Raw genomic sequence first — 24,355 nt, forward strand, 5'->3', positions numbered from 1 at the left:
GCGCATTTCGGGACTGTGCTGGGGCCCGTCTCGGCGTCGGCGCTGCCCGCCGCCGACGCCGACACGGAGTCTTCGGAAGTGTCCTCGGCCTCGGTGGCCGGGACTTCGGCGACGGGGGTCCCGGTGACCGGCGCCTCGTCGCCGCGGATCAGCGCCGCCGCGGTCGTCGCGTCGCCGGCCGAGCGCAGCGCGTCGGTGAAGTCGGCGTTCATGAGCTGACGGGCCAGCGCCGACAGGATCGTCAGATGGGCGTCGTCCGCGCCGGCGGGGGCGGCGATCAGGAAGATCAGGTCGGCGGGGCCGTCGGCTGCGCCGAAGTCGATGCCGGCGGCGCTGCGGCCGAAGGCGAGCGTCGGCTCGGTGACGTGGGCGCTCCGGCAGTGCGGGATGCCGATGCCGCCGTCGAGGCCGGTGGGCATCTGGGCCTCGCGGGCGGCCACGTCGGCGAGGAAGCCCTCCAGGTCGGTCACCCGGCCCTGGGCCACCATGCGCTCGGCGAGGGACCGCGCCGCCGCTTCCTTGGTTTCGGCGGACAGGTCGAGATCGACCAGGTCCGCGGTGATCATGTCGCTCATCGCGGGCTCCTTCGCACGCGTATCGCCCGGGGCGTGGGGTGGTGGGCGAGGGTGGGAACGGGGACGGGGGTTGTTACGGCGGTGCAGTGGTGGGAGGGGGTGAGGAGGCTGAACGCGAGGGCGGGGAGACCTCGCCGCCGCGGGGCGGCAGGCGGAGGTGGGTTCGGACCAGGTTTCCCCCGGTCAGCAGGGCGGCTCGGGCGCCGCAGCCGCCCGTGCCGGGCGACGACCGACGAGCAAGACCGCCGCTCGACGAACGGTTCGCCGGACACCGGGGGCAGTACGGCCGGCACAGGGACCGTGCGCAACACGGGCCGCACGGGTGCCACGAAAAACGTGCGCATCAAGAACTGCTCGAACTTCACGGGCTTCACGGGCTTCACGGCGAAGGTGAGCAACGTGACGAACGTGCGCAGCACAGGCAGCACAGGCTTCGTGGGGAGCGCGGGCGTCGTCGTCATGACACCGGCTCCGTCAGTTCACGGTCCACCGGCACCTGTGCCGTGACCGTCACCGCGGCCGGGTCCAGGTCGTCCGGGGTCGGCATCACGCTGCCGGGCAGCTGGACGGCCGCCGCGCCGTGCGCGACGGCGGAGGCGAGCGCCGCGGGGCCGCTGCCGCCGGCGACGAGGAAGCCGGCGAGGGAGGAATCGCCCGCCCCCACATTGCTGCGTACGACGTCCACGCGCGCACTGCCGAACCAGGTGCCCGTGTCCTCCACGAGCAGTTGCCCGTCGGCGCCCAGGCTCGCGAGTACGGCTCGGGCGCCCATTCCGCGCAGCTCCTCGGCCGCCTTCACCGCGTCACCCACGGTCGTCAGGGGGCGCCCGACGGCCTCCGCGAGCTCCTCGGCGTTCGGCTTCACCACGTCGGGCCGCTCGCGCAGCGCCTCGAGCAGCGCACGTCCCGAGGTGTCCAGGGCGATGCGTGCGCCTCCGGCGTGCGCCCGCGCGACCACCTCGGCGTACCAGGAGGGCGCGAGGCCCCGGGGCAGGCTTCCGCAGCAGGCGATCCAGTCGGCGCCGCGCGACTGCTCGCGCACCGTCTCCAGGAGAAGTTCCTGTTCCTCCGCCGACAGTTCGGGCCCCGGTGCGTTGATCTTGGTGAGGACGCCGTCGGACTCCGCGAGCGCGATGTTCGAGCGGGTGGCTCCGGCGACCGGGACCGGCGCTACCTCGATGCCCTGCGCGTCGAGCAGGTCGGCGACGAGTGCACCCGGCGCACCGCCCAGGGGCAGCACGGCGATCGTGCGCCGCCCTGCGGCCGCGACGGCACGCGAGACGTTCACGCCCTTGCCGCCCGGGTCCATCCGCTCACCGGTCGCGCGGATGACCTCGCCGCGGTCGAGGGACGGGACCTCGTAGGTGCGGTCCAGGGAGGGGTTCGGGGTGACGGTGAGGATCATGCTGGTAACGCCCGTGCTCGTACTGCTCGTACTGGTGCTCGTGCTCCTGCTGGTGCTCGTACTGCTCATGGTGCTCGTGTCGGCGCTCCCGCTCGTGCCGCTCATGCGCGTACCACTTCCGGGCCGCCGTGTTCGATGGCGGCCGCGTCGTCGGGGCTCAGCCCGCTGTCGGTGATCAGCAGGTCCACGTCGCTCAGGTCGCCGAAGCGGGCGAAGTGCTCCTGACCGTGCTTGGCGGAGTCGGCCAGCAGCACCACGCGGCGTGCGGCGGCGACTGCCGCCCGCTTCACCGCGGCCTCGGCGAGGTCCGGGGTCGTCAGCCCGTGCTCAGCCGAGAAGCCGTTGGCGGCGACGAACAGGACGTCGGCGCGGATCTCGCCGTACGCGCGCAGCGCCCACGCGTCCACAGCGGCGCGCGTACGGTGCCGTACGCGCCCCCCGACGAGGTGAAGCTGTATCCCGGGGTGGTCCGCGAGACGGGCCGCGATGGGCAGGCTGTGCGTGACGACGGTGAGTGAGGCGTCCAGCGGGAGGGCCGCGGCGAGTCGGGCGACCGTCGTACCGGCGTCGAGGATCATCGTCCCCTCGGTCGGCAGTTCCGTGAGGGCCGCCTTGGCGATGCGGTCCTTCTCGTCGGTGGAGGTGCCCTCGCGTTCGGCGAGGTCCGGTTCGAAGTCGAGGCGTCCGGCCGGTATGGCACCGCCGTGTACGCGGCGCACCAGGCCGGCACGGTCGAGGGCCTTCAGATCGCGGCGGATCGTCTCCGCCGTGACCTGGAACTCCTCGGCCAGCGACAGGACGTCCACCCGACCGCCGTCTCGGGCGAGCCGCAGGATCTCCTGCTGCCGCTCCGGTGCGTACATGTCCGTTGCCCTCCGACCCGACCGTCACCCGTATATGCCCGAACCTGTGGTTTCGCCTCGGAGGCTACGCCCGGATTTCCGGAAAGTAAACAGGTTCGGACGTGATTCGGGCATGAACGGACTTCAGTCCACCTGCCAGGACGTGAGTCAGTACATGCGCCAGGAAAGGCAACAGGACCGGCACCGGGGCAACGTCACCATGTGCGTCAGGACCTGGGGCTGCGCATGGGTGAGGGGCCCGTCACCACTCGGGTGACGGGCCCCTCACGTCCTCACGCGGGAACGTCGCTCAGGCGACGAGTTCGCGCTCCCGTTCCCCGGAGGGGGTCCCCTCCGAGGGGTCCGAGGCGCCGCCCTCCACATGCTGGGCCGGCCGCTTCGGCAGGGCGAACATCAGCAGGAAGATGGCGATCATGACCAGGGCCACCCAGCCCAGAGCATGTTCGAAGGCGTTCACGAAGGCGGGTCCCACCTCGCTCCGGGTCAGCCGGTCGCCGATCTGGCCGAAGAAGACGACCGCGACGAGACCGAGCCCGAGCGCGTTGCCCATCTGCTGAACGGTGTTGATCAGGCCGGATGCCGAACCGGCGTGTTCGCGCGGCACGTCCGACAGCACGGCGTCCGTCAGCGGCGCGACGATCAGCCCCATGCCGACCCCCATCACGACCAGCGGGAGCGCCATCTGCCACGGGGCGATGTCGAGCCCGTACCGCTCGGACTCCCAGATGTAGAGGAGCACCCCCACGGCCATGGCCAGGGCGCCCGTCTGCAGCACCTTGCGCCCGAAGCGCGGGACCAGCTTCTGGACGGACAGCCCGGCCGCCGTCGAGACGGCGAGCGAGAAGGGGACCCCGGTCAGACCGGCCCGCAGCGGGCTCCAGCCCAGCCCCGTCTGCATGTACAGCGTCCAGACCAGGAAGAACACACCGAGTCCGATCCCGAAGACGGTCTGCACGGCAACACCGGCCGCGAAGCTCCTCACCCGGAAGAGGGAGAGCTCGATCAGCGGCGAGCCGTCCCGCGCGCCCTTGCGCCGCTCGTACGCGACCAGCGCCCCGAACACGACGAGCGAGCCCGCCATCGACACGTACCCCCACACCGGCCAGCCCAGCTCGCGGCCGCGGGTGAGCGGGTAGAGCAGCATGAGCAGGCCGAGGGTGACCAGGACGACACCGACGAGGTCCAGTTTCAGTGCCTTGGGCGCCTTGGACTCCGTGATGAAGCGGCTGCCGAGGATCAGTCCCGCGATGCCGACCGGCAGGTTGATGAGGAAGATCGGCCGCCATTCCAGACCGAACAGGTTCCACTCCGTCAGCAGCGCGCCGAGCAGCGGCCCTGAGACGGCCCCCAGCCCGACGATCGCGCCGAACAGCCCGAAGACCTTGCCACGCTCGTGCGCCGGGAACGTGGCGTGCACGATCGACAGCACCTGCGGCACCATCATCGCCGCCATGGCGCCCTGGAGGATGCGGGAGGCGACCAGCATCTCCGGGTTCGCGGCGAAACCGCACAGCGCGGAGGCGAGGGTGAAGCCGCCGATACCGAGGAGGAACAGCCGCTTGCGGCCGTGGATGTCGCCGAGTCGGCCGCCGGTGATGAGTGCGGCGGCGAAGGCGAGCGCGTAGCCGGCGGTGATCCACTGGATCTGGCTCCAGGAGGCACCCGCGTCCTCCTGGATGGAGGGGATGGCGATGTTGACGATCGTGACGTCGACGAGGTCCATGAAAGCCGCGGTCATCACGATGGCGAGCGCGAGCCAGCGACGGCGGTCACCCGCCGCCGCCCCGGGCGCTCGTGGGTCGGGCGAGGCCTTGGGGGAGCTCTCGGGCGGGGTCTCGGGGGAGGTCTCCGTGGAGGTCATGGGGTGACAGTAGGACCGCACTAGGTCAGATCGTGTCCTAATTCTGCGGCATCCTCGGATGCATGACGACGGACACCCCGGCTCGGCTGCTGCAACTCCTCTCCCTCCTCCAGACGCCCCGCGAATGGCCCGGCGGCGAGCTCGCCGACCGGCTGGGAGTGTCCCGCCGTACGGTCCGACGGGACATCGACCGGCTCCGTGAGCTGGGGTATCCCGTGCAGGCGACCCTGGGCTCGGACGGCGGGTACCGGCTGGTCGCGGGCAAGGCGATGCCGCCGCTCGTGCTCGACGACGAGGAAGCGGTGGCGATCGCGGTCGGGCTGCGGGCGGGGGCGGGGCACGCGGTGGAGGGCGTCGACGAGGCATCCGTACGGGCACTGGCCAAACTGGAACAGGTGCTGCCGGCCCGGCTGCGCCACCGCGTTTCCACCCTTCAGGCCGCGACCACACCGCTGACCAGCGGAGACGGCGCGAGCATCGCACCCGAGACACTGACCGTCATGGCCTCCACGGTGGCCGGGCAGGAACGGCTGCGGTTCGCATACCGTGCGAAGGACGGCACGGAGTCGCGCCGCCTGACCGAGCCCTACCGGCTCGTGTCCACGGGCCGACGGTGGTACCTCGTGGCTTACGACCTCGACCGCGAGGACTGGCGGACCTTCCGGGTGGACCGGGTCGGGGACCCGTTCGCGACCGGCGCCCGTTTCACTCCCCGCGAGCTGCCTACGGGGAGCGCGGCGGAATACCTGCGACGCTCCATCCAACGGCGCTCGGACGCCTACGAGTACGAACTCGACGTCACGTTCGAGGCATCGACGGAGTTCGTGGCGGCCCGACTGCCGACATGGCTGGGAACGCCGGTAGCGAACCCACAGGCGCAGGCGCAAACTCCGGCGCTAGGGCAAGGGCGAACGCAAGGACAAGCGCAGGCGCTGACGCTCGGCGAGGGCGGGTGCCGGTTGCGGGTGACGACCAGTGAGCCGGTGCAGTGGGTGGCCATGCGGCTGGCGATGCTGGGCTGCGAGTTCTCGGTTCAGGGGCCGGGCGAACTGGCGCAGTGCGCAAGGGAGTTGGGAGGACGATTGGGCCGCTCGGCGGGGGGCGCGGAGGGCGGGCGTGGAGAGGGCGGGCGTGAGGAGAGCGCACGCGGGAAGAGCGCGCGCGGAGAGGGCGAGCGTTAGGCCTCCTCCACTGGACTTTCTTCCCACGTGAACCCCTGCAGAGCGCGCAGGTTGCGCAACGCCAGTTCTGCCGGGCCCCTTCGGCCGGTGGGAGGGGAGTCCGTCGCCGCCCAGCTTTCGACCGCGACCCGGACGGCGGCACTGGCCACCGTCGCGATGAAGCGCCGGTACGGAGAGGCAACGTTGTCGGGGGCGGCCACGGGAGCGGAAGCGGAGCCGGAACCAGGGGAGGGACCGGCGGCGTGGGGAGAGCCGCAAGCAGGGGTGGAACCGGACGAGGCATCGTCGCCGCGCGTGGAGACGGAACCCGACACGGGATCGCCGCCGCGCGTGGAATCGGAACCGGACGCGGGAGCGGCGGCGGAGACGACGGCGACGGCCGGGTTTGACGCAGCATCGTCCCCGCGAGGCTCGACGGGCGTCGCCCGCTCGGCCAGGACCTCCATGAGTGTGGTCTCTGAGGTGTGGCAGACCTCGGCCCAGACCTTGCCGAGGGCAGGGCTGGTTCCGGCCAGTCGGATCAGGGTGCGGACCCACTCCCAGGACGCCGCCGACACCCCGCGGCCGGGGACGAGGGTGTGCCGTACCGCGTGTTCCAGTGCCTCCGGCACGGTCAGTTCGGCCGGGGCCTCCCGTACCGCCTCCGCCCAGCGCTCCGCGCCCGCCGCGTAGAGCGGTGCGACGGCCTCCTCCTTGGTCGCGAAGTACCGGTAGAACGTGCGGGGGGCGATGCCCGCGGCCTGGGCGATGTCCTCGGCCCGGGTGGCCCTGAGGCCCCGGCTGACGAAGAGGCCGGCCGCCGCACGGGCGATCTCCATGCGGGTCGCCGCTTTGCGCCGCTCGGTCAGTGAAGCCGGGGCGGGGTTGGAGGTCGAGCTGATCACTTCGGCAGGCTATGCCCATGTGGCACAATCTGCCATTCGGGCGGGCCACCCCGTGGTTCAGGTACGGGGTGCCCCGCCCTCTCGGAGAGCTCGTCCGCCGTGTCATATGCCCGGCGGCGCATGTGCGCCCGCAATTCCCGCTCGGCCCCGCCCCGCACCCGAATCCTCCGGACCCGAAAAAGAGCCGGGCTCCGGCGCCTGGGGGGAGAGGCACCGAAGCCCGGCTCGGGGAAAGTCCCGGCGCCGGGGGGATGTGCGTCGGGACTTGGCTCATGAGGCGAAGATGTCAGACGAAGAGATCGGGGAGGGCTGCGAGGTCCGGTCGGCCCGAACTCCTGTACCGACCGATTCGGACTCCCGCGCCCAGAAGTCTTGTTCCCGCGCTCCTCCTCATTGAAGCGGCGTTCCTCCGCCATGTTTGCGCGGCTCTCACCACCCGGCGCGCGCGGGCGGAAACCCGGCATCACAGGGCGCCTGAAGCCCACCGGCCGCAACCCCGGCCTCAACTCCGCGTGCCCCGAAAAACCAACCCGACACAGTCCGGCCCTGGTCAACTCAGCTCAGCTCAGTGCACCCTGGCAGAGCCCAGCCGACCCCGGCATCGTCCAGACCGGTAGCGGGGCCGAGCACTCCCCCGCGCAACCCGTGCCTGCGCAGTTCAGCCACCTCGCGCCACCGTGACGACCCTGCACCTTCGGCCACCAACGCACGGTCACGGTCGGCGTGATGACCACCGGCGCCGTGCCCATCGGCCTTCGAGCACCCGGCGCCGCCGCACAACCTCACACACCGGCCACGTCAGCCAGCCCCCAGGCCACCCGGGCGCCCGGCGGAGCATCGTGCCCCCGGTCGAGCATCAACCGTTGTCGGCCGGCCCAGTTCCAGACTTACGCCGCCGCTTCGAAGCCCGTGTCGCGGGCCAGCCTCTTCAGTTCCAGCAGGGCGTGCTTCTCGATCTGGCGGATGCGTTCCCTCGTCAGGCCGTGTTGCTTGCCGACCTCGGTCAGGGTGCGCTCACGGCCGTCGTCGATGCCGTACCGCATCTTGATGATGGAGGCCGTGCGCGGGTCGAGGCGGTCGATCAGGCCGTCCAGTTCCTCGCTGCGCAGCAGGGTCAGGACGGACTGCTCCGGCGAGACCGCGGACGTGTCCTCCAGCAGGTCGCCGAACTGGGTCTCACCCTGGTCGTCGACCGCCATGTTCAGCGAGACGGGGTCACGGGCCCAGTCCAGGACGTCCGTGACGCGCGCCGGCGTCGAACCGAGCTCGGTCGCGATCTCGGCGGGCTCCGGGTCGCGGCCGTTCTCCCGGTTGAACTCGCGCTGCACGCGCCGGATCCGGCCGAGCTCCTCCACCAGGTGGACGGGCAGGCGGATCGTGCGCGACTGGTCCGCTATCGAGCGGGTGATGGCCTGACGGATCCACCAGGTCGCGTAGGTGGAGAACTTGAAGCCCTTGCGGTAGTCGAACTTCTCGACCGCGCGCACCAGGCCGGCGTTGCCCTCCTGGATCAGGTCGAGAAGGGGCAGACCGCTACGGGGGTAGCGGCGGGCCACCGCGACGACCAGGCGGAGGTTGGAACGGATGAAGACGTCCTTGGCCCGCTCGCTGTCGGCGACCAGGGCCTCGAGCTCCTCGCGCGAGGCGTCCGCCTGGGACTCCTCGTCCCCGTCGAGGACCTGCTGCGCGAAGACACCCGCCTCGATGATCTGTGACAGCTCGACTTCCTTGGCGGCGTCGAGCAGAGGCGTGCGCGCGATCTCGTCGAGGTACATGCCGACCAGGTCGCGGTCGGCGATCTCGCCGCCATGGGCGCGAACACTGCGGGCCGCGTCGGTCGTCCCGCCGGTGGCGGACTTGCGACGGGCGACGGCACGGGTTGCCATGCGTACTCCCTTGCGATGGAGGTTCAGCGGGTTGCCCTACGGACGCTCGGCACTTTCGGCACTCTCCTCGGGTGCCCTGCATCCGATGGAAACAACGACTGGAATCAGGACAGAATTCCCAACCCGCACCCCGATTTTTATGATGTTGCAGTACCCTGTCCGACCACGCGAGGGGATATGAGGTTGTCGGAGCGTACAGAGGTGCAGGTCAGGCCAGGGGTCGAGGGTGACCTCGAAGCCCTCACGAGCCTCTACAACCACTACGTACGTGAGACGCCCATCACATTCGACACCGTGGCCTTCACTCCGGAAGAGCGACACTCCTGGTTGCTCTCCCACCCTGAAGACGGGCCGTACCGCCTGATGGTTGCCACGGAAGCGGACTCACAGGACATCCTGGGGACCTCACAGGAAATCCTGGGTTACGCCACATCCAGCCCTTTCCGGCCGAAGGCGGCCTACTCCGCCTCGGTGGAGGTGACGGTCTACGTCGCCCCGCACGCCGGCCGGCGCGGCATCGGCACGCTCCTCTACAAGGCGCTCTTCGAGGCGCTGGCCGGCGAGGACCTGCACCGCGCCTCGCGGGCATCGCGCAACCGAACGAAGCGTCCGCGCGGCTGCACGAACGCTTCGGTTTCCGGCACGTCGGCACGTACCGCGAGGTGGGCCGCAAGTTCGACCGCTACTGGGACGTGGCCTGGTACGAGAAGGAGCTCTGACCCTCCTTCCCCCGCGCCCTACGCCCCCACACACCCCCGCGCCGAGACCGGCCGGCGCCGGCCGGCCGGCCCGGAGGTCAGCCGAACTGGACCGACCGCTTGGCCATCCCCATCCAGAACCCGTCGATGACGGACTTCTGCGCGTCCAGTTCGCCGGACATCTCCGCCGCGCCCATGGTCACGAAGAGCGGGGCGAAGTGCTCGGTGCGGGGGTGGGCGTACCGTCCGGCCGGGGCCTTGCGGAGGAAGTCCAGCAGGCCGTCCCAGTCACGGGCCTCCAGCGCGCGCCGGCCCCAGTCGTCGAACTCCGAGGACCAGGTCGGCACTCCCCCGCCGGTGTGCCGCAGTGCGGCCAGGTTGTGGGTGAAGAAGCCGGAGCCGACGATCAGGACACCCTCGTCGCGCAGCGGCGCCAGCTTGCGGCCGATCTCCATCAGCTTCACGGGATCGAGGGTCGGCATGGAAATCTGCAGGACCGGGATGTCGGCGGTCGGGAACATCTCGACGAGCGGCACGTAGGCGCCGTGGTCGAGGCCCCGGTCGGGGATGTCCTGTACAGGGATGCCAGGGGCGCGCAGGAGTTTACGTACGCTCTCGGCGAGCTCGGGTGCGCCCGGCGCGTCGTACTTCACCTGGTAGTAGTGCTCGGGGAAGCCCCAGAAGTCGTAGACCAGGGGTACGGGATCGACGGCGCCGAGGGCGAGGGGGGCCTCTTCCCAGTGGGCGGAGACCATCAGGATCGCCTTGGGGCGGGGCAGGTCGGCGGACCAGGCGGCGAGTTCACCGGGCCAGACCGGGTCGTCCGCGAGGGGCGGGGCGCCATGGCTGAGGTAGAGCGCGGGCATGCGCTCCTGGGGCAGAGCACGTTCCTGGGGTGCGGCGGACATGACGGCTGCTCCTTCCGGGACCTCGGCCCCTGACTCCGGACGCTTCGGCTGTGGATGCCTGCGCTCCTGGCGCGTCGGCTACGGGTGCCTGCGCTCCGGACGCTTCATGACGGTTGCTTGAAATCTAAAACGTCAACATCAAGCAGCATATTCCGAACTGGTTTAAATTTCAAGGAGAAGGCGTTTACAGTGGAGTGCATGACGAAGGCACCCGCATCCGCTGACGAGCCCCACTGGCTCACCGCCGAGGAGCAGTGCATCTGGCGCTCCTACGTGCACGCCACGACCCTCCTCGAAGACCACATGGACCGCCAGCTCCAGCGTGAAGCGGGCATGCCGCACGTCTACTACGGCCTCCTCGTCAAACTCGCCGACTCCGCCCACCGGCGCCTGCGGATGACCGAGCTGGCCAAATACGCGAAGATCACCCGTTCCCGCCTCTCCCACGCCATCGCCCGGCTGGAGAAGAACGGCTGGGTGCGCCGTGAGGAGTGCGACTCCGACAAGCGCGGCCAGTTCGCGGTGCTGACGGACCAGGGCCTGGAGGTGCTGAAGCGCGCCGCGCCCGGCCATGTCGCCGTCGTACGCCACGCGGTGTTCGACCGGCTCACCCCCGAACAGCAGAAGTCCCTCGGCGAGATCATGCAGATCGTCGCCGAGGGACTTCAGCCGAACGAAGCGGGTGCGGACCTGCCCTGGCTCCGCTAGACGCCAGATCGTCAAGCGGGTCAGCCTCTGGGGCGGACCGGCCTCTGGGTCGGGTCAGCCTCTGGGGCGGACCGGCCTCTGGGTCGGGTCAGCCTCTGGGGCGGACCCGCCTCTGGGTCGGGTCAGCCTCTGAGGCGGACTGACCCCGGGAGCGGGCCATGCCCTGGGGCAGGTGAGCCCCAGGGCAGGTCAGCGCGGGAGCGGGTCGGCTCCCGGGGCGGGACGGGTCAGTGGACCATCACCGGCACGGCGTCCTCGGCGTCCTTCGCCCCCGAGCCCGCGACCGGGCCCATGTCCGGCTTGCCGGCGTTGATGAGGGTCAGGGCGATCGCGGCGGCCGCGACCAGGATGCCCACGGCGAACCAGATGGCGCTGGTGTAGCCGTGCACCATGCCCTCCAGCTGCACCAGCTGCTGCTGGGGCTTGGAGGCGGCGCCGGCCACGTGGTCCTTGATGTACGAGGTCGTCGCGGACGCGGCGATCGTGTTCAGCAGGGCGGTGCCGATCGCGCCGCCCACCTGCTGCGAGGTGTTGACCATCGCGGAGGCGACACCGGCGTCCCGCGGCTCGACGCCCATCGTGGCCATGGACATGGCCGGCATGAACGCCGTACCCATACCGAGGCCGAGCAGCAGCATCCCCGGCAGCAGCACGGCCGCGTACGAGGTGTCGATCTGGAGCTGGGTCAGCAGGAGCATGCCGAGCGCGGCGACCAGGAAGCCCGGGCCCATGAGCAGGCGCGGGGGAACCCGAGTCATCAGACGGGTGCCGACCTGGGTGGATCCGGTGATCATGCCCGCGATCATCGGGAGGAACGCGAAACCGGTCTTGACCGGCGTGTAACCCTTCACGATCTGCAGGTAGTAGGTCAGGAAGAGGAACAGGCCGAACATCGCGATGATCGCGAGACCGAGGGAGAGGTAGACACCGCCGCGGTTGCGCTCGGTGATCACGCGCAGCGGCAGGAGCGGGGCCTTGACCTTCGACTCGACGATCACGAAGGCGGCCAGCAGGACGGCGGCCGCGACGAACAGGCCGATGGTCATGGAGTCGCTCCAGCCCTCGGACTCGGCACGGGTGAAGCCGTAGACCAGGGAGACCAGACCGAGGGTGGAGAGGACGACGCCCGGGATGTCGAGGGGGGAACGGTTGCGGCCGCCCTCGGGCTCACGGATGACGAAGTAGGCACCGGCCGCTGCGATGATCGCGAACGGGATGTTCACGAAGAACGTCCAGCGCCAGTCCAGGTACTCGGTGAGGAAGCCGCCGAGGATCAGACCGACGGCGCCGCCGCCACCGGCGATCGCGCCGTAGATGCCGAAGGCCTTGGCGCGCTCCTTGGCGTCCGTGAACATCACGGCGAGCAGGGAGAGAGCGGCGGGCGCGAGCAGGGCCCCGAACGCACCCTGCAGGGCGCGGGCACCGAACATCATCGCCTCGTTGGCGGCAGCGCCGCCGAGCGCGGAGGCCGCGGCGAAACCGCCGAGACCGACGACGAAGGCGCGCTTGCGGCCCCACAGGTCGGCTATCCGGCCGCCGAAGAGCAGCAGACCGCCGAAGGCGAGGGCGTAGGCGGTGACGATCCACTGCCGGTTGCCGTCGGAAATGCCCAGGTCCAGCTGGGCGGAGGGCATCGCGATGTTCACGATGGTCGCGTCGAGGACGACCATCAGCTGGGCGAGGGCGATGAAGGCCAGCGCTTTCCAGCGGTTGGCGTCCGGGACGCCCGTCTTACCGGGAGCCTTCTGGGCTGTTTCAGACATGGGATTACCCGCTTCGGTACTTCGTGACGGAAAAAAGTTGAGGTAAGGGGCGGCTCGTCAGCACTGACGGGCCGTTCACTCGATGTACTGGCGCGGCGCGCCGGCTGTCTTGTCCCCCTGCCGGCTGCCGCGGCTTGCTGGCTTGCTGGCTTGCTGGCTTGCTGGCTGCCGCGGCGTGCTGCACGTTGCGTTGCTGCGTTGTACTGCTGCTGCGTGTCGCGGCGTTTTACTGCTGCGGTTCTGCGAACTGATCGCTCAGGCCTGGCGCAGATCCTCCATGGTCACAGCCGAGCCCGGCAGAACAGAGGGAGCTGGCGCCCGCATCCCGTCCAGGAGCAGCTGAAGGTGGCGGTGGACGAAGCGGTCGGCGTTCAGGCAGGCGGTACCGGCCGGGGGCCGGCTGAGCTGAGCCACCGCGATCATCACGTCGCCCACGCCGACGTCGAGCCTGAGCTGCCCGGACGCCTTCGCGCGGTCCATGATTTCCTCGATGATCCGCTCGACCCGTTCGCGCGCGGCCTCGAGGTCGGGGTGGTGCTCGTCGAAGGTGCTGGAGATCATCGGGCACAGCGCGCTGATCCGCTCGTCGGCGGAGGCGTGCACGAACCGCTCCAGCGCCCCGAACGCGTCACCGGTCTCGGCGAGGGCGACCTGCCCGGCCTGGACCGTACGGTCCAGCACGGAGAAGACGACCTCACGGACCAGCGCGTCACGGTCGGGGAAGTTCCTGTACACCGTGGCGTTGCCGACGCCGGCCCGGCGGGCGATCTCGTCGAGCGGCACGTCGCCGCCGAACTCGACGAACATCTCGCGGGCGGCGACGACGATCCGCTCCCGGTTACGCAGGGCGTCGGCGCGGGGCCGGCTCACCTTGCGCACTGCTGGGATGGCGGTCGCGGTCTGCACGGCGCACTCCTTCTGACGTTTCGAAACGCTTCGGTATGTGTCGGGACTTTGTCGATCCGGGGATGGACTCCCCGTTTCGCTCGGACACATGACTAAACGGGGAAGGCGTCCCCGGTTATTTCCCGAACGCGGAAGTTTTTCGATGTGACCTGGGCCACACCTACGACGGGACGGAATCAGCACGCGCGCGACCAGGGGCCGACCGCCGCAAATGCGGGCGGCGGACCACGAGACGGACGGGCGACAAGCGGCTCGGGGCGCGACCGACGACGGACTCAGGGCCCGAGCGGCCAGGGACTCAAGGCCCAGGAGGCAGGCGGCCAGGCACGCAGAGCCCGGGCGGCGAGGGACCCAAGGTGCAGGCGACCAGCGGCCCGAGGCGCCCGAAAGGGAGTCGGCCGGCGCCCAAAAGGCGGCGGAATGGCCGTACCGACCGGTAATCCACGATCGGTCTCCTTCAGCGCGCGCCCGCGTGTCCCCCGTCGGAGGGTGATCGAAAGGATGCAGCCGGTGAACTGGGGCTGCCTGGAGCGAAAGGCCCCGCATGCAGCCGCAGCCCCTGCGCAAGGCCCCGGCCCGCGCAGGCGAGCCTCCCCGCCGCCGGATACGCCCGCGCCGCGTCGCCGCCTTCGTCGCCGTCACCGCCCTGACGCTCACGGTCAGCACGTCGGCCGGTACCGGAGACCTCACGCCGGCCCCTGGTGCGACGACGGCGGGCGCGGGTCCGGCCTCCCTGGCCCGCTCCTCCGCCCTCGCCCCCTGCATGATCAACGGCCGTACGGCCGTCCAGATGTCCGAGGGCCTGCCCACGCCGGGCGGCTACTCCCGCTCCACCGGCACCGTCCGCGCGCTCACCCTGATGATCGACTTCTCGGACGCGCCCGGCCGGGGCAGCGCGCTCAGCCGCTATCGCGAGTTCTTCCCGCAGACCGAGGCATGGTTCCGCACGGCGTCCTACGGCCGGCTCGACTACCACGCCGAGGCTCCGATCCGGCGCTGGCTGCGTATGCCCAAACGGTTCCGCGAGTACGGCATAGAGCGCGGCGCGCCCTTCGACCCCGGCTACCGCGGCCTCGTCCAGGACATCGTGGCCGCCGCCGACCCGACGGTGGACTTCCGCTCGTACGACCTCCTGAACGTGCTGGTCACCCCGAACGCGGGCCCCTCCGCGCTGGACACGGTCCTTTCGGTGACGTTCGCCGGCAACGCGGAGGCACCGGTCGCCGACGGGGTGACCGTGGCGAACGCGTCCTTCGTCTACTCCCGCCAGGACGACGGCTCCGGTTCGTACGATCGCACCGGCTACCGCGTCCTGCCCCACGAGAACGGCCATGTCTTCGGTCTGCCCGACCTCTACACCCAGGAGGGCGGGGGCACGGTCGGCCACTGGGACATCATGAGCGAGGACTGGGGCGCCAACAACGATCTCCTCGGCTGGCACAAGTGGAAACTGGGCTGGCTGGACGCCTCCCAGATCGCCTGCGCGGCAGCGCCGGGCACCACCGAGTACCGCCTGACCCCCCTCTCCCGCCCGGCCGGCCCGAAGCTGGTCTTCGTCCCGCTCAACGACCGCACCGGTTACGCCGTCGAACTGCGCGTGCGTGGCGGCAACGACGAGACGGTGTGCCGCCCGGGCGTCCTCATCTACAAGGTGGACGCCGACGTCGACACCGGGATGGGTCCGGTCACGGTCTACGACTCCCGCACCGACAGCGGCGGCTGCACCCGCAGCCCCAACGTCCACGCGGAACTTTCCGACGCCCCCTTCGCACCGGGCGAGACGTTCAAGGACCCCAAGAGGGACATCCGTATCTCGGTGGTGGGAGCGGACCTGGCGGGGGACTACCGGGTACGGGTCAGCCGCGGCTAGGACAGGCATGCGGCCCCGCAGAACGACCGGAGCTACGGTAGCCCTGCCGCGGCGAGACGCCACGCACCGTACGTCGTACGCCGCACAGCCACGCACGCACGTACACGCGCGTACGTATCACCGCCCACCCCGCAAGTACCTCCACCGCCAGTACCCCAACCCGCCACCCGTCACCCGTCACCCGTCACCCGCCACCCGTCACCCGCCACCCGTCACCCGTCACCCGTCACCCGCCACCCGTCACCCGTCACTATGGCTACTGCCAGAGTTCCGCCGCCGTATCGGAGAGCCGAGCACCCATGTCCGCGAAGACGACCGCATCCGCCCCGATGCCGGAACCGGGCCCGGCACCGGTCCCGATGCCGGAGACAGGGCCGGCCCCGGCGGAGGCGGTCGCGCCGCTGATCCGTGGGGTCGCCGTGTTGCGGCAACTGACCGAAGCGGGCGGCACGATGAGCCTGAGCGGACTGGAGAGGGCCACCGGCCTGGCGCGCTCCACCGTGGACCGCATCACCGCGACCCTCACCCGTATGGGATACGTCCGTCTCGACGGCCGGGACGCGATCCTGACCCCCCGTGTCATGGAACTGGGCAACGCCTACCTCGGGGCGCTGCGTCTGCCCGCACTGCTGTCCGCCCGTGCGGACCGCCTGGCCGACGAACTGGACGAGTCCGTCTCCCTGGCGGTCGCCGACGGCGACGGCATCCGTTTCATCCACCAGGCGACCCGTCGCCGTGCGGTGTCCCTGAGCTTCCGCATCGGCGATCTGCTCCCGGCCGAACGCACCGCGCCGGGCCAGCTGTTCGCGACGGAGTGGACGGACGAGGTGTGGCAGGCCTGGCGCACCCGCCGGGTGAGGGACCCGCGCAACCGCGACTTCCCGACGATCCCGCCGCCCACGCGCGCGTGGAGCGACGAGGAGTTCGAAGGAAGGACGGCGCGGGCCGCGGCGGAGAACTGCGCCCTGGACGACCAGCTGATCGAACCGGGCCTGGTGGCGGTCTCCGTCCCCGTACGGGATCCCCGTACCGCCCGGATCGCGTGCGTGGCGAACGTCGTCAGCCACACGAGCCGACACACGTCGGCGGACCTGCGCGACACGCTCCTCCCCCGCCTGCGCGCGGCCGTGGCCGCGATGGAGGAGGACCTGCGCCGGGCACCGCGCCCCGAACCGGGCCCGTCCCCCGCGGGCCTGGCGACCTGGACGGGCGCGTCGAAGCAGGAACTGGGCCGCGAGTTCATCGAGTCCCTCGCCCGGGGCCTGACCGTCCTGGCAGCGTTCGACGAGGGCCGGGCGGAGCTGACCCTCACGGAGGTCGCGAAGGCGACCGGCCTGGCGCGGGCGACGGCCCGCCGGGCCCTGATCACCTACGAACACCTGGGCCTGGTGGCCCCCGCCCCCCGCCGCACGTTCGCCCTCACCCCCCAGGTCCTCTCCCTGGGCTTCCCGCCCCTCTCCCGCACGTCCCTCCCCCGGATGGCGACCCCCCATATGACGACCCTGGCGAGCGAGATCCAGGAGACGACCTCCTTGGCGGTCCTGACCGAACGGCGCGACGAGATCCAGTACACGGCGCGAGTGACCGCGAATCACGTCATGAGCGTGGACATCGGCGTGGGCACGCGACTGCCGGCCCACTCGACATCGATGGGCCGACTCCTACTCGCCGGACCGGCGACGAACGAGAATCCCCTCCCCCCTCCGGCCTACACCCTGGTCGACGAGGAACTGGAACAGGGCGTGCGCGCGATCGCGGTCCCGATCCACGACCGGGACGGTCAGGTGATCGCCGCCCTCAACGCGGCGACCCACGTCGCCCGCCGCACGGCCGAGGAGTGCGTCCACGACATCCTCCCGGCCCTGCTCTCGACCGCCGCCCACATCGAGACAGACCTCCACACAGCAGCCCGCTTCACCCACGTCCCCCTGACCTGACCCCCACACCCCCCAACCCGAATCCGGTACGCTGACGCCTGTGACCCACAGGGCCACAAACCCCGCCTTCGTAGCTCAGGGGATAGAGCACCGCTCTCCTAAAGCGGGTGTCGCAGGTTCGAATCCTGCCGGGGGCACCAGCCAAAAGGCCCCGGACCGATCATGGTCCGGGGCCTTTGACATCCACTTTTGACATCAACGAGGGCGATCACCCACGACCGGGCCGCCTCTTGAGCAGCCGATCCATGTGGCTGATGGCCTCGCGCTGGGTGTCCTGCACGACGTGCGTGTATACGTCCATGGTGATGCTGATCTGGCTGTGCCCGAGGATCTCCATCACGACGCGCGGAGCCACCCCGGCAGCAGTGAGGAGGGTGGCGCACCCGTGTCGGGCGTCGTGCAGCCGAATCACGCGGAGGCCGGCGGACTGGGCGACGCGGGTGAAAGAGCGGTACATGTTGCGCGGCTCGACCGGACGGCCGTTCCGGGTGGCGAAGACGTAGCCGCCGTCGTCCCACGACTCCCCCGCGCGCTGCTTGGCAGCCAACTGCCGCATTCGGTGCCAGCGCAGCGGAGCGATGCACATGGCCGGGAGCGGAAGGGCACGGTTGCGACGGTTCTTGGTGTCGTCGTCATAGAGAACCCCGCGCCGCCGCTGTGTCTGCTGGCGGACGTACAGGACGCGCTTGTCCAGGTCCACGTCAGTCCAGCGCAGACCGACGAGTTCACCCCGGCGCAGCCCCATGGCGATAGCGAGCACGAACGCCGCGTACAGCGGGTCCTTCCGGGAGGCGGCGAGAAAGTCCAACGTCTCATCGAGCGTCCAGGGAGTCAGCTCACGCGACGAGGCCCGAGGCGGTTCGACAAGGCCCGCAACGTTCCGTGCGATGAGCTCTTCCCGGCAGGCAGCGGACAGCGCCGTACGCAGCACCCGGTGCGACTCCTTGGCCGTGGCCGCTGTCGTCCTGTTCTCCAGCTGGGTCAGGAAGCGCCGGACGTCGGCGACGCTGAGGGATTCGAGCCGCTTGGAGCCGAGCATGGGCACGAGGTAGAGCCGCACGTGCGCCTCGTACTTGTCGTACGTGCTGAGCTTCCGGCGAGGCTTGACGATGTTGTCCAGCCAGTAGGGCAGCCAGTCGGAGAGCTTCGCCGAGCGGGTGGGCACGGGCACGCCCTGGTCCACCTTGTCGAGCAGCTCACGACGCTTGGCGTCACACTCGGCCCACGTCTTGCCGTACGCGAACTTGCGGGCGCGGGTGCCATCCGGCTGGAGCACGTAGACCGCGCACTGAAAGCGGCCGTCCTTGCGCTTGGTGATCGTGCCCGCGCCATTCGGGTTGCGCTTGCGCTGCTGGGCCATCAGGCCGCCGCCTCCAGTTCGTTGGTGATGTAGTCGCGGACAGCACGGGCCGGAATGCGACGGCACCGGCCGATGGTGAGCGAGGGCAGACGCCGGGAGCGGATCAGGTCGTAGACCGTGGAGCGGCCGAGCTTGAGTCGGGCCATGACGTCCGGGACAGTCAGCAGCTCTTCTTCAGGCACGGGTAGGTTCTCCTTCGGTTCTGAGGCGCGTTCGAGCGATGCGGCAAGCCAGGCCGTCGTCATGCAGGCAGCAGCCCTTCTTGTTTGGCGCGTTGGGTGTGGGCGATGTCATGGCGGACCTGGGCGGCGAGGAGTTCTTCACCGGGGCGGTAGCCGCTGCTGAGGTAGGTCCAGGAGGAGGCGGTGACGAGGGTGGTGTTCTCGTCGTCCACGGGGAGGCCGGCGCGGATGCGGGCGGCTTCGGCCTGGGCGGTGCGCCAGGCACGGCGTACGTCGCGGAGTGCGCCGAGGGTGGTCGAGTAAGCGCGCGACTTGCTGGAGAAGTGGCCGCGGAAGCCGAGCATGTGGGCCCACTTCCAGAGCTTCAGGTCGGCGAACTCTGGGAGGTGGCCGAGCGCCCAAGCGGTGCGGATCATCTGGCGGGCGTGCTGCTGGACGGGAAGGTCTGAGAGGGGTTCGGCCTGGCCGGTGCCGTCGCAGTCGGCGCAGAGGTCGCGGAAGCCGTCAGGGCCGCGTACGTAGCCGCGTCCGGCGCAGGGGCGGCACACGAGGGTGCGATCTACCGTGCCTGCGCCCTCGGCGTTCTTGGTGGCGTACTTGGCCACGTACCCGGCGACCTTGGCGTCCGTGAGTTCGCCGTCCCCCAGGGCGGAGATCTGGTCCACCTTGAAGCGGTCACCCCACCGGATCACGCGATCACCGACGGCGTCCGACTCGACTGTGAGCCGGGCGCGCTCGACCGCCAGGCCGACGGCGACGCGGAGGGCGTCGAAGGTGGCCCAGGCCGGGGGCGGGGTGGTGTGGCCGTCGGGACCGTCGAAGCGGACCACCGCGTGAAAGTGGACCAAACCGCGTTGCTGATACTCGGCGACCTTGGCAAAGGAGACGCGGAGGGCCGAGTTGAGTGCCTTCTGCGTCATGCCGAGGTGCTCGGCGACGGCGCGACGTAGGTAGGTGGTGAAGCGCGCCCACAGGGCCCCGGCATGCGCGTTCCACAGAACGGCGCCGGTGTAGTCGTAGCTTGCCGGGCGGAGCGGCGTGCCGAGTTCGGGAACGTCCTGGGGGTGGCTCTCGCCGCATGCGCAGGAGCGAGGCTTGCCAGCGTCGGTTGTGGGGCGGTTGTGGACTGGGCCGAAGGACGGCGCAGTGAGGGTGACGAAGGCGCGGGGATGGTCGCGAACGGCTTCGGCGACGTTCTTGCCGCCGGACAGTCCGGCCTTGATCAGGTGGTAGGTGTCGGCGGCGTAGAGGCGGGAGCAAGCGGGGCAACGGGAGGCGCGGCGGTTGCCGCAGGTGGTGAGGAGACGGCCGGAGGGTTCGTCCTCGGAGCGGTAGGAGCGGACCACCTGTTTGGTGGTCTGGTCGGTGGTAACGGTCCAGCCGTGCAGATTGACGGGGTTGGTGCAGCCACGAAGGTTGCGGACCTGCTCCGTCACGCGATCGAAGTCATCGGTGTTGGCCAGCTCGACGAGGTCCCGCAGGCCGGGGCTGATGACGTGGCGCAGATCGAGAGGGCGGCGCATGAGTGGCGGGGTGTCCTTTCTGGCACGAGGGTGAGAGCTGCGGGCAGCAGCCGATTGCTGGCGAAGGCGGTCGGACTGCTGCCCGAAGGCATGGCAGGTCTGGCCCAGGGGCGGGCAATGGTGGGAGGTACCGGAGAGGCCGGCCGAAGGGGGCCCTACAGAGCGGCGTGAAGCGCGGTGGCCATGGGCAGGCCGATCCCGAGTCGCGTCTTGAGCTGGGTTGCCGTGATCGGTTCGCCGTGCTCGGTGTGGTGGGACGTCGCGATGGAGCGTGCTTCTGTCAGCAGCGGCTCAGGAATCTTGACGGCGGGCGCAGCGGGAGCCGGGGTGATCTGAGGAGCGATCGGGGCCGGGGCCGGAAGGGTGAGGGGCACCGAAGGGCGGGAGGTCTCCGTTGCCGTCTCGGGCTGCGGGTCGATCTCGTCCAGCACGGGTTCCGGTACGGCGGGGCGCGCGACGGTGTGGAAGGCGCGCAGGAGCTGCGGGCCGACGGAGCCCCAGCCGAGGAGGAGCAGCGGAGCGACCGCGTCGACGGCGGCGCGGCCGTAGTGTCCGGCGACGATCGGTTCGGCGACGTTGAGCGCGAGGGTCAGCAGTCCGGAGAAGTGCATGAGGCGGGTGGCAGCCGTCATCTGGTCGGCGGGCAGGCCACGGAGGGAGAGGTAGCGAAGCGCGACCAGGAGGCCGACCACGGACAGGTCCACCATCGGGGCGATGAGCGGTGCGATCGGGCTGGGGACGCCGAGGCGCAGGGCGAGCGACCAGACGTTGCCGAAGGAGAAGACGAACGCCAGCGCGGCAATGACGATCATGACGGCAGTGATGGTGCGCTGCGTGATCCGGTCTTCTGTCATGAGTTCACCTCCTCTCCTGGGGTGTCGGGAACGTGCGAGGGCGGTAGGGCGGGCTGTCAGACGTCGAGCTTGGTGAGGTCCACGTCCGCCATGCGAAGGCCGAGGAAGGCTTCCAGGAGGACGGAGGGGTCGGCGGCGAGGCTCGCGGTCTGTTCGGCGACGCGAGCCGCTTCCGTGTCGGGTACGTAGGGGGTGCGGATGCGGGTGAAGCCGGGTTGCGACTGGTGGTTCATCGAGGCGACGCCGACGTAGGTGGGGTCCTGGAGGTTGATCGGGTTGGCGTCCGGCCATTCCCGGATCTCTTCGCCGAGCGCGGCCACGGCGGCTTCGGCGGTCTTCTGCGCGAAGCTCAGGCCCACGGGACAGACGTCGCGGATGAAGGTGGGGATCGCGTCGCCGGTGGACTTCTGAGTGGTGAGGATGACGAGCAGTCCCACGGACCGGCCCTTCTTCACCAGGTCTTCCACGAGCCGGGCGTTCTCGGCGGCGAGCGCGGCCAGCTTCTTTGTCTGCTGGTCGCTGCCCTTGTGGTCGCGGAAGTAGGTGTGTGCTTCGTCGACGATCAGCACGACCAGGGGCCAGTGCTCGGAGGGGCCGACATCCCACATGGACTTCACGCCGAGCATCTGGCGCACTGAAGCCGACCGGGCGCGTCGGAGCTCCACCAGGTGCCGGAACAGCTTGTTGGCCTCTTCCAGGTCATCGCCCACGAAGGCGAACATGCGCTGGACCCAGTCCGCGTAGTCACCTTCGTAGGCAGCCGACACCTTGCCGTCCGCGCAGGCGAACTGCACTGCGGGTGAGGGCGCCCAGTCGGAGAGAAGACGGTTGATCAGGCTGGTCTTGCCGAAGCCGGGAAGGCCGGCCACGGTCACGCCAGGCACCTGCGTGAGGTTCACGGACACGGGCTGTGCGTACTCGTCCAGGCCCAGATCCCATCGGGCTGTCTCCTCCGGTGGCTCACCCGTGGGGTGGTGCTCGGTGGGGAACTTCAGCGGGTCCAGCCGTACGCCCCGGATGAGGACCTCTCCAGGCTTGTCCTGGGTGACCGCCACCCGTGTGCACCGCCAGGCATCCGCCAGATGCGGGCCCGCCTTCTGGAATTGCTGGAGCCCAACGCCGGGCAGGCACTGCGCCCGCGCGATCACTCCGTACGCGTCGTGCTTCACCTTCAGGGTGGGGATGAGTAGGCGCGGCTTGATGGGCTTGCCGTTCGTGTTCGCCATCGACGCCAGCGCGGTCGGGGTCTTGTCCGTCGCCGACAGCTTGAGCATCGGCGCGAGCCGCTTCCAGCCCCACCGCACGCGAATGGCCTGCCGTATGGACTGCCGGGTCATGGCATCGGCGCGCACGTAGCGGACCGCCCACCAGACCGCCCATCCGACGAGCACGGCGAGCACCAGGGCGACGACGAGCGGGACGTGACCGAAGATGCCTTCCGTCGGGGCGTTCGGATCCTTCATGTGCGTTTCTCCAACGGGTTGTAGAGGAAGGCCCTGAGGGCCGTTTCGAGGGCCGCCCGATCCGCCGGGCAGTCGATGCGGGGGTAGCCGTAGCCGACGAGCACGGCCGCCACCGAGTTCACGAGTGATTCGGTGAATCGGGCATCCGGCCCGGCGTGAGGCAGCGGGTAGCTGTGCTCAGCGCCGGACCGGAGATGGGTATTGCTCACGCCGCTTCAGCGGCCGGGGCCACCAGGTCCAGCCGTCCCGCGCGGTAGGCGATGCCGTCCGAGAGCGAGCCGTTGAAGATGCGCGCCCACGGGGTGGCGAACAGCTCGACCGGCATGACCGGGACGCCCGGACGGAGGCCGTTGGGGAGACCGGTCTCCGGAACGGTGATCTTCAGAGCTTCGGCACGGTCCTCCTCCATGAAGAAGAGGGTGATCGTGTAGAGCTTCGCTCCGGTCTCACGGTCGGTGGCGAACTGCGTCTTCTCCTGGTCCGCGTACTTGGGCACCGGCAGGGTGCCGACCATGAACGAGGAGGTGGGGAGCAGGCCAACACGGATGCGTGCCATGGGAGTTGGTTCCTTTCGGTGGCGCTCCGCCAGGGCGGCGGGGCGTGATCACCATTGAACATAGCTGACCTAGCAGTGTCAAGTGAATCGTGTGAGCTAGGTGTCAGCTGACATAGGCCACCTATGTCAGTGGGGTGTGCTAGGGGTGCTAGAAATCGCTACTCTTGGGCCATGAGCCCCGCGCCAGAGAGCAAGCAGGACCGTCGGCCGCCGTATCAGCACGCCGCCGACGAGCTTCGGCGCGACATCTTGCAGGGGCGGATCAAGCCGGGCGAGCAGATGCCGTCCATTCGCGAGCTACAGGAACGCTTCGGCGTGGCCAACATGACCGCCAGGTCCGCGCTCAACGTGCTGCGCGACGAGGGCTTGATCTACACGATCCACGGGCGGGGCAGCTTCGTCGCGGACCACAACGCCGGCGGGGAGCTCTCAGCGAACTACACCGCTCCAGCCTGGTACTTGGCGAACAAGGACGAGACCCTCGGTCAGACAGGGCCGGGCGAGGGAATGCCCGACGGCGCCGAAACTGTCGAAGCCGCCGGGACCACCCTTGCCGAAGTACTCACCGCGCTACGTGACGAGATCCGGGTACTCAGCGCTGATCATCGGGAGCTGCGTCGCGAGGTCGAGGAGCTGAAGGCAGCCCAGCACCCGAAGTCGCAGTCCTGAGCTGGGCCACTTCCTCGCGCAGCTCTCGGGTCTCCCTACTGAGACGGACGACCATGGCCCGCATCTCGTTGATCAGCACGACTACCTGATCCCTGTCCCCGTGAATGCTGGTCGACCCCATCTCGTTGTCCGGTATGCGCTCGGTCATCGCTCCCCGCTTACAGCCGTGCCGTTGTCCCGTGCCGCAGTTGTCCCGAGCCGCCAGGACTGGCCCGCGCCATCGGTGGTTCACCAGGTTGATCGACTGCCAGGCTGCGGCGCTGTTCAGAGTTTCTTTACTGGATCAAGGCGGCCCGCCTACGG

Annotated in this window: 21 protein-coding genes, 1 tRNA gene and 1 pseudogene; 7 read left to right on the forward strand and 16 right to left on the reverse strand. The window is 69.9% G+C overall.

Annotated elements, in window-relative coordinates:
* The 4 genes from ACFWBB_RS38950 to ACFWBB_RS38965 all read right to left on the reverse strand — a co-directional run.
* Positions 1-575 (reverse strand): PTS sugar transporter subunit IIA (locus ACFWBB_RS38950; RefSeq protein ID WP_385282886.1); only part of this gene is annotated, 575 nt, incomplete at its 3' end.
* Positions 576-1,032: 457 nt separating this feature from the next.
* Positions 1,033-1,980: a 1-phosphofructokinase gene (gene pfkB, locus ACFWBB_RS38955; RefSeq protein WP_385282932.1), complete on the reverse strand. Its 948-nt coding sequence runs from the start codon at positions 1,978-1,980 to the stop codon at positions 1,033-1,035.
* Between the two features lie 101 nt (positions 1,981-2,081).
* The gene (locus ACFWBB_RS38960) at positions 2,082-2,843 is read right to left on the reverse strand and encodes a DeoR/GlpR family DNA-binding transcription regulator (RefSeq protein ID WP_385282888.1); all 762 of its coding nucleotides are present in this window, start codon (positions 2,841-2,843) and stop codon (positions 2,082-2,084) included.
* A 289-nt stretch (positions 2,844-3,132) separates the two neighbouring features.
* Positions 3,133-4,704: an MFS transporter gene (locus ACFWBB_RS38965; RefSeq protein ID WP_385282890.1), complete on the reverse strand. Its 1,572-nt coding sequence runs from the start codon at positions 4,702-4,704 to the stop codon at positions 3,133-3,135.
* Positions 4,705-4,766: 62 nt separating this feature from the next.
* Here ACFWBB_RS38965 and ACFWBB_RS38970 point away from each other — a divergent pair, with 62 nt between their 5' ends.
* Positions 4,767-5,885, forward strand: coding sequence for a helix-turn-helix transcriptional regulator (locus tag ACFWBB_RS38970; RefSeq protein WP_385282892.1), 1,119 nt, complete (start codon positions 4,767-4,769; stop codon positions 5,883-5,885).
* On the opposite strand, the gene ACFWBB_RS38975 is transcribed toward ACFWBB_RS38970, so the two are convergent.
* Positions 5,882-6,703 carry a TetR/AcrR family transcriptional regulator gene (locus ACFWBB_RS38975; RefSeq protein WP_385282934.1) on the reverse strand — a complete coding sequence of 274 codons (822 nt, stop codon included), beginning with the start codon at positions 6,701-6,703 and terminating at the stop codon, positions 5,882-5,884. The genes ACFWBB_RS38970 and ACFWBB_RS38975 overlap by 4 nt on opposite strands.
* 953 nt (positions 6,704-7,656) lie before the next feature.
* Positions 7,657-8,655: an RNA polymerase sigma factor RpoD/SigA gene (locus ACFWBB_RS38980; protein WP_385282895.1), complete on the reverse strand. Its 999-nt coding sequence runs from the start codon at positions 8,653-8,655 to the stop codon at positions 7,657-7,659.
* Between the two features lie 177 nt (positions 8,656-8,832).
* Between ACFWBB_RS38980 and ACFWBB_RS38985 the strand changes: the two are divergent.
* A pseudogene (locus tag ACFWBB_RS38985) lies at positions 8,833-9,374 on the forward strand (GNAT family N-acetyltransferase).
* 77 nt (positions 9,375-9,451) lie between these two features.
* Here the strand turns inward: ACFWBB_RS38985 and ACFWBB_RS38990 are convergent.
* Positions 9,452-10,261 (reverse strand): dioxygenase, encoded by an 810-nt coding sequence (locus ACFWBB_RS38990; RefSeq protein WP_385282898.1) that lies wholly within the window; start codon positions 10,259-10,261, stop codon positions 9,452-9,454.
* Positions 10,262-10,459: 198 nt separating this feature from the next.
* Here ACFWBB_RS38990 and ACFWBB_RS38995 point away from each other — a divergent pair, with 198 nt between their 5' ends.
* Complete coding sequence (locus ACFWBB_RS38995) at positions 10,460-10,969, forward strand: MarR family winged helix-turn-helix transcriptional regulator (protein ID WP_385282901.1); 510 nt, start codon at positions 10,460-10,462, stop codon at positions 10,967-10,969.
* A gap of 227 nt (positions 10,970-11,196) precedes the next feature.
* Here the strand turns inward: ACFWBB_RS38995 and ACFWBB_RS39000 are convergent, their stop codons facing one another.
* The gene (locus ACFWBB_RS39000) at positions 11,197-12,732 is read right to left on the reverse strand and encodes an MFS transporter (RefSeq protein ID WP_385282904.1); all 1,536 of its coding nucleotides are present in this window, start codon (positions 12,730-12,732) and stop codon (positions 11,197-11,199) included.
* Between the two features lie 255 nt (positions 12,733-12,987).
* The gene (locus ACFWBB_RS39005) at positions 12,988-13,638 is read right to left on the reverse strand and encodes a TetR/AcrR family transcriptional regulator (protein WP_385282906.1); all 651 of its coding nucleotides are present in this window, start codon (positions 13,636-13,638) and stop codon (positions 12,988-12,990) included.
* Between the two features lie 544 nt (positions 13,639-14,182).
* Here ACFWBB_RS39005 and ACFWBB_RS39010 point away from each other — a divergent pair.
* The 3 genes from ACFWBB_RS39010 (at position 14,183) to ACFWBB_RS39020 (ending at position 17,585) form a co-directional block, all read left to right on the forward strand.
* Positions 14,183-15,508 carry a M6 family metalloprotease domain-containing protein gene (locus ACFWBB_RS39010; RefSeq protein WP_385282908.1) on the forward strand — a complete coding sequence of 442 codons (1,326 nt, stop codon included), beginning with the start codon at positions 14,183-14,185 and terminating at the stop codon, positions 15,506-15,508.
* A gap of 299 nt (positions 15,509-15,807) precedes the next feature.
* Positions 15,808-17,445 (forward strand): helix-turn-helix domain-containing protein, encoded by a 1,638-nt coding sequence (locus tag ACFWBB_RS39015; protein ID WP_385282911.1) that lies wholly within the window; start codon positions 15,808-15,810, stop codon positions 17,443-17,445.
* A 64-nt stretch (positions 17,446-17,509) separates the two neighbouring features.
* A tRNA-Arg gene (locus ACFWBB_RS39020) sits at positions 17,510-17,585 on the forward strand.
* A 68-nt stretch (positions 17,586-17,653) separates the two neighbouring features.
* Here ACFWBB_RS39020 and ACFWBB_RS39025 read toward each other — a convergent pair.
* The 7 genes from ACFWBB_RS39025 to ACFWBB_RS39055 all read right to left on the reverse strand — a co-directional run bounded on the left by ACFWBB_RS39025 (position 17,654) and on the right by ACFWBB_RS39055 (position 23,383).
* Positions 17,654-18,805 carry a tyrosine-type recombinase/integrase gene (locus ACFWBB_RS39025; RefSeq protein WP_385282914.1) on the reverse strand — a complete coding sequence of 384 codons (1,152 nt, stop codon included), beginning with the start codon at positions 18,803-18,805 and terminating at the stop codon, positions 17,654-17,656.
* Positions 18,805-18,987, reverse strand: a complete 183-nt coding sequence (locus tag ACFWBB_RS39030) for a helix-turn-helix domain-containing protein (protein WP_385282917.1) — start codon at positions 18,985-18,987, stop codon at positions 18,805-18,807. The genes ACFWBB_RS39025 and ACFWBB_RS39030 overlap by 1 nt, the downstream gene beginning before the upstream one ends.
* Positions 18,988-19,046: 59 nt before the next feature.
* Positions 19,047-20,510, reverse strand: coding sequence for a replication initiator (locus ACFWBB_RS39035; protein WP_385282919.1), 1,464 nt, complete (start codon positions 20,508-20,510; stop codon positions 19,047-19,049).
* A 155-nt stretch (positions 20,511-20,665) separates the two neighbouring features.
* Entirely contained in the window at positions 20,666-21,364 is a 699-nt protein-coding gene (locus tag ACFWBB_RS39040; protein WP_385282921.1) for a DUF2637 domain-containing protein, read from the reverse strand.
* Between the two features lie 56 nt (positions 21,365-21,420).
* Entirely contained in the window at positions 21,421-22,827 is a 1,407-nt protein-coding gene (locus ACFWBB_RS39045) for a cell division protein FtsK (RefSeq protein ID WP_385282923.1), read from the reverse strand.
* Positions 22,824-22,949 carry a hypothetical protein gene (locus tag ACFWBB_RS39050; RefSeq protein ID WP_385282926.1) on the reverse strand — a complete coding sequence of 42 codons (126 nt, stop codon included), beginning with the start codon at positions 22,947-22,949 and terminating at the stop codon, positions 22,824-22,826. The genes ACFWBB_RS39045 and ACFWBB_RS39050 overlap by 4 nt, the downstream gene beginning before the upstream one ends.
* Before the next feature lie 83 nt (positions 22,950-23,032).
* The gene (locus ACFWBB_RS39055) at positions 23,033-23,383 is read right to left on the reverse strand and encodes a hypothetical protein (protein WP_006381100.1); all 351 of its coding nucleotides are present in this window, start codon (positions 23,381-23,383) and stop codon (positions 23,033-23,035) included.
* 171 nt (positions 23,384-23,554) lie between these two features.
* Here ACFWBB_RS39055 and ACFWBB_RS39060 point away from each other — a divergent pair, with 171 nt between their 5' ends.
* Positions 23,555-24,052, forward strand: a complete 498-nt coding sequence (locus tag ACFWBB_RS39060; RefSeq protein WP_385282929.1) for a GntR family transcriptional regulator — start codon at positions 23,555-23,557, stop codon at positions 24,050-24,052.
* Positions 24,053-24,355 lie beyond the last annotated feature (303 nt).

Source organism: Streptomyces sp. NPDC060000 (assembly GCF_042737375.1).
GTDB lineage: Bacteria > Actinomycetota > Actinomycetes > Streptomycetales > Streptomycetaceae > Streptomyces.

What these genes read in the sequence shown, in the direction of transcription:
- pfkB (WP_385282932.1), bottom strand. Translation starts at nt 1,980, where the DNA reads ATGATCCTCACCGTCACCCCGAACCCCTCCCTGGACCGCACCTACGAG.
- ACFWBB_RS38960 (WP_385282888.1), bottom strand. Translation starts at nt 2,843, where the DNA reads ATGTACGCACCGGAGCGGCAGCAGGAGATCCTGCGGCTCGCCCGAGAC.
- ACFWBB_RS38965 (WP_385282890.1), bottom strand. Translation starts at nt 4,704, where the DNA reads ATGACCTCCACGGAGACCTCCCCCGAGACCCCGCCCGAGAGCTCCCCC.
- ACFWBB_RS38970 (WP_385282892.1), top strand. Translation starts at nt 4,767, where the DNA reads ATGACGACGGACACCCCGGCTCGGCTGCTGCAACTCCTCTCCCTCCTC.
- ACFWBB_RS38975 (WP_385282934.1), bottom strand. Translation starts at nt 6,703, where the DNA reads ATGGAGATCGCCCGTGCGGCGGCCGGCCTCTTCGTCAGCCGGGGCCTC.
- ACFWBB_RS38980 (WP_385282895.1), bottom strand. Translation starts at nt 8,655, where the DNA reads ATGGCAACCCGTGCCGTCGCCCGTCGCAAGTCCGCCACCGGCGGGACG.
- ACFWBB_RS38990 (WP_385282898.1), bottom strand. Translation starts at nt 10,261, where the DNA reads ATGTCCGCCGCACCCCAGGAACGTGCTCTGCCCCAGGAGCGCATGCCC.
- ACFWBB_RS38995 (WP_385282901.1), top strand. Translation starts at nt 10,460, where the DNA reads ATGACGAAGGCACCCGCATCCGCTGACGAGCCCCACTGGCTCACCGCC.
- ACFWBB_RS39000 (WP_385282904.1), bottom strand. Translation starts at nt 12,732, where the DNA reads ATGTCTGAAACAGCCCAGAAGGCTCCCGGTAAGACGGGCGTCCCGGAC.
- ACFWBB_RS39010 (WP_385282908.1), top strand. Translation starts at nt 14,183, where the DNA reads ATGCAGCCGCAGCCCCTGCGCAAGGCCCCGGCCCGCGCAGGCGAGCCT.
- ACFWBB_RS39015 (WP_385282911.1), top strand. Translation starts at nt 15,808, where the DNA reads ATGTCCGCGAAGACGACCGCATCCGCCCCGATGCCGGAACCGGGCCCG.
- ACFWBB_RS39025 (WP_385282914.1), bottom strand. Translation starts at nt 18,805, where the DNA reads ATGGCCCAGCAGCGCAAGCGCAACCCGAATGGCGCGGGCACGATCACC.
- ACFWBB_RS39035 (WP_385282919.1), bottom strand. Translation starts at nt 20,510, where the DNA reads ATGCGCCGCCCTCTCGATCTGCGCCACGTCATCAGCCCCGGCCTGCGG.
- ACFWBB_RS39040 (WP_385282921.1), bottom strand. Translation starts at nt 21,364, where the DNA reads ATGACAGAAGACCGGATCACGCAGCGCACCATCACTGCCGTCATGATC.
- ACFWBB_RS39045 (WP_385282923.1), bottom strand. Translation starts at nt 22,827, where the DNA reads ATGAAGGATCCGAACGCCCCGACGGAAGGCATCTTCGGTCACGTCCCG.
- ACFWBB_RS39055 (WP_006381100.1), bottom strand. Translation starts at nt 23,383, where the DNA reads ATGGCACGCATCCGTGTTGGCCTGCTCCCCACCTCCTCGTTCATGGTC.
- ACFWBB_RS39060 (WP_385282929.1), top strand. Translation starts at nt 23,555, where the DNA reads ATGAGCCCCGCGCCAGAGAGCAAGCAGGACCGTCGGCCGCCGTATCAG.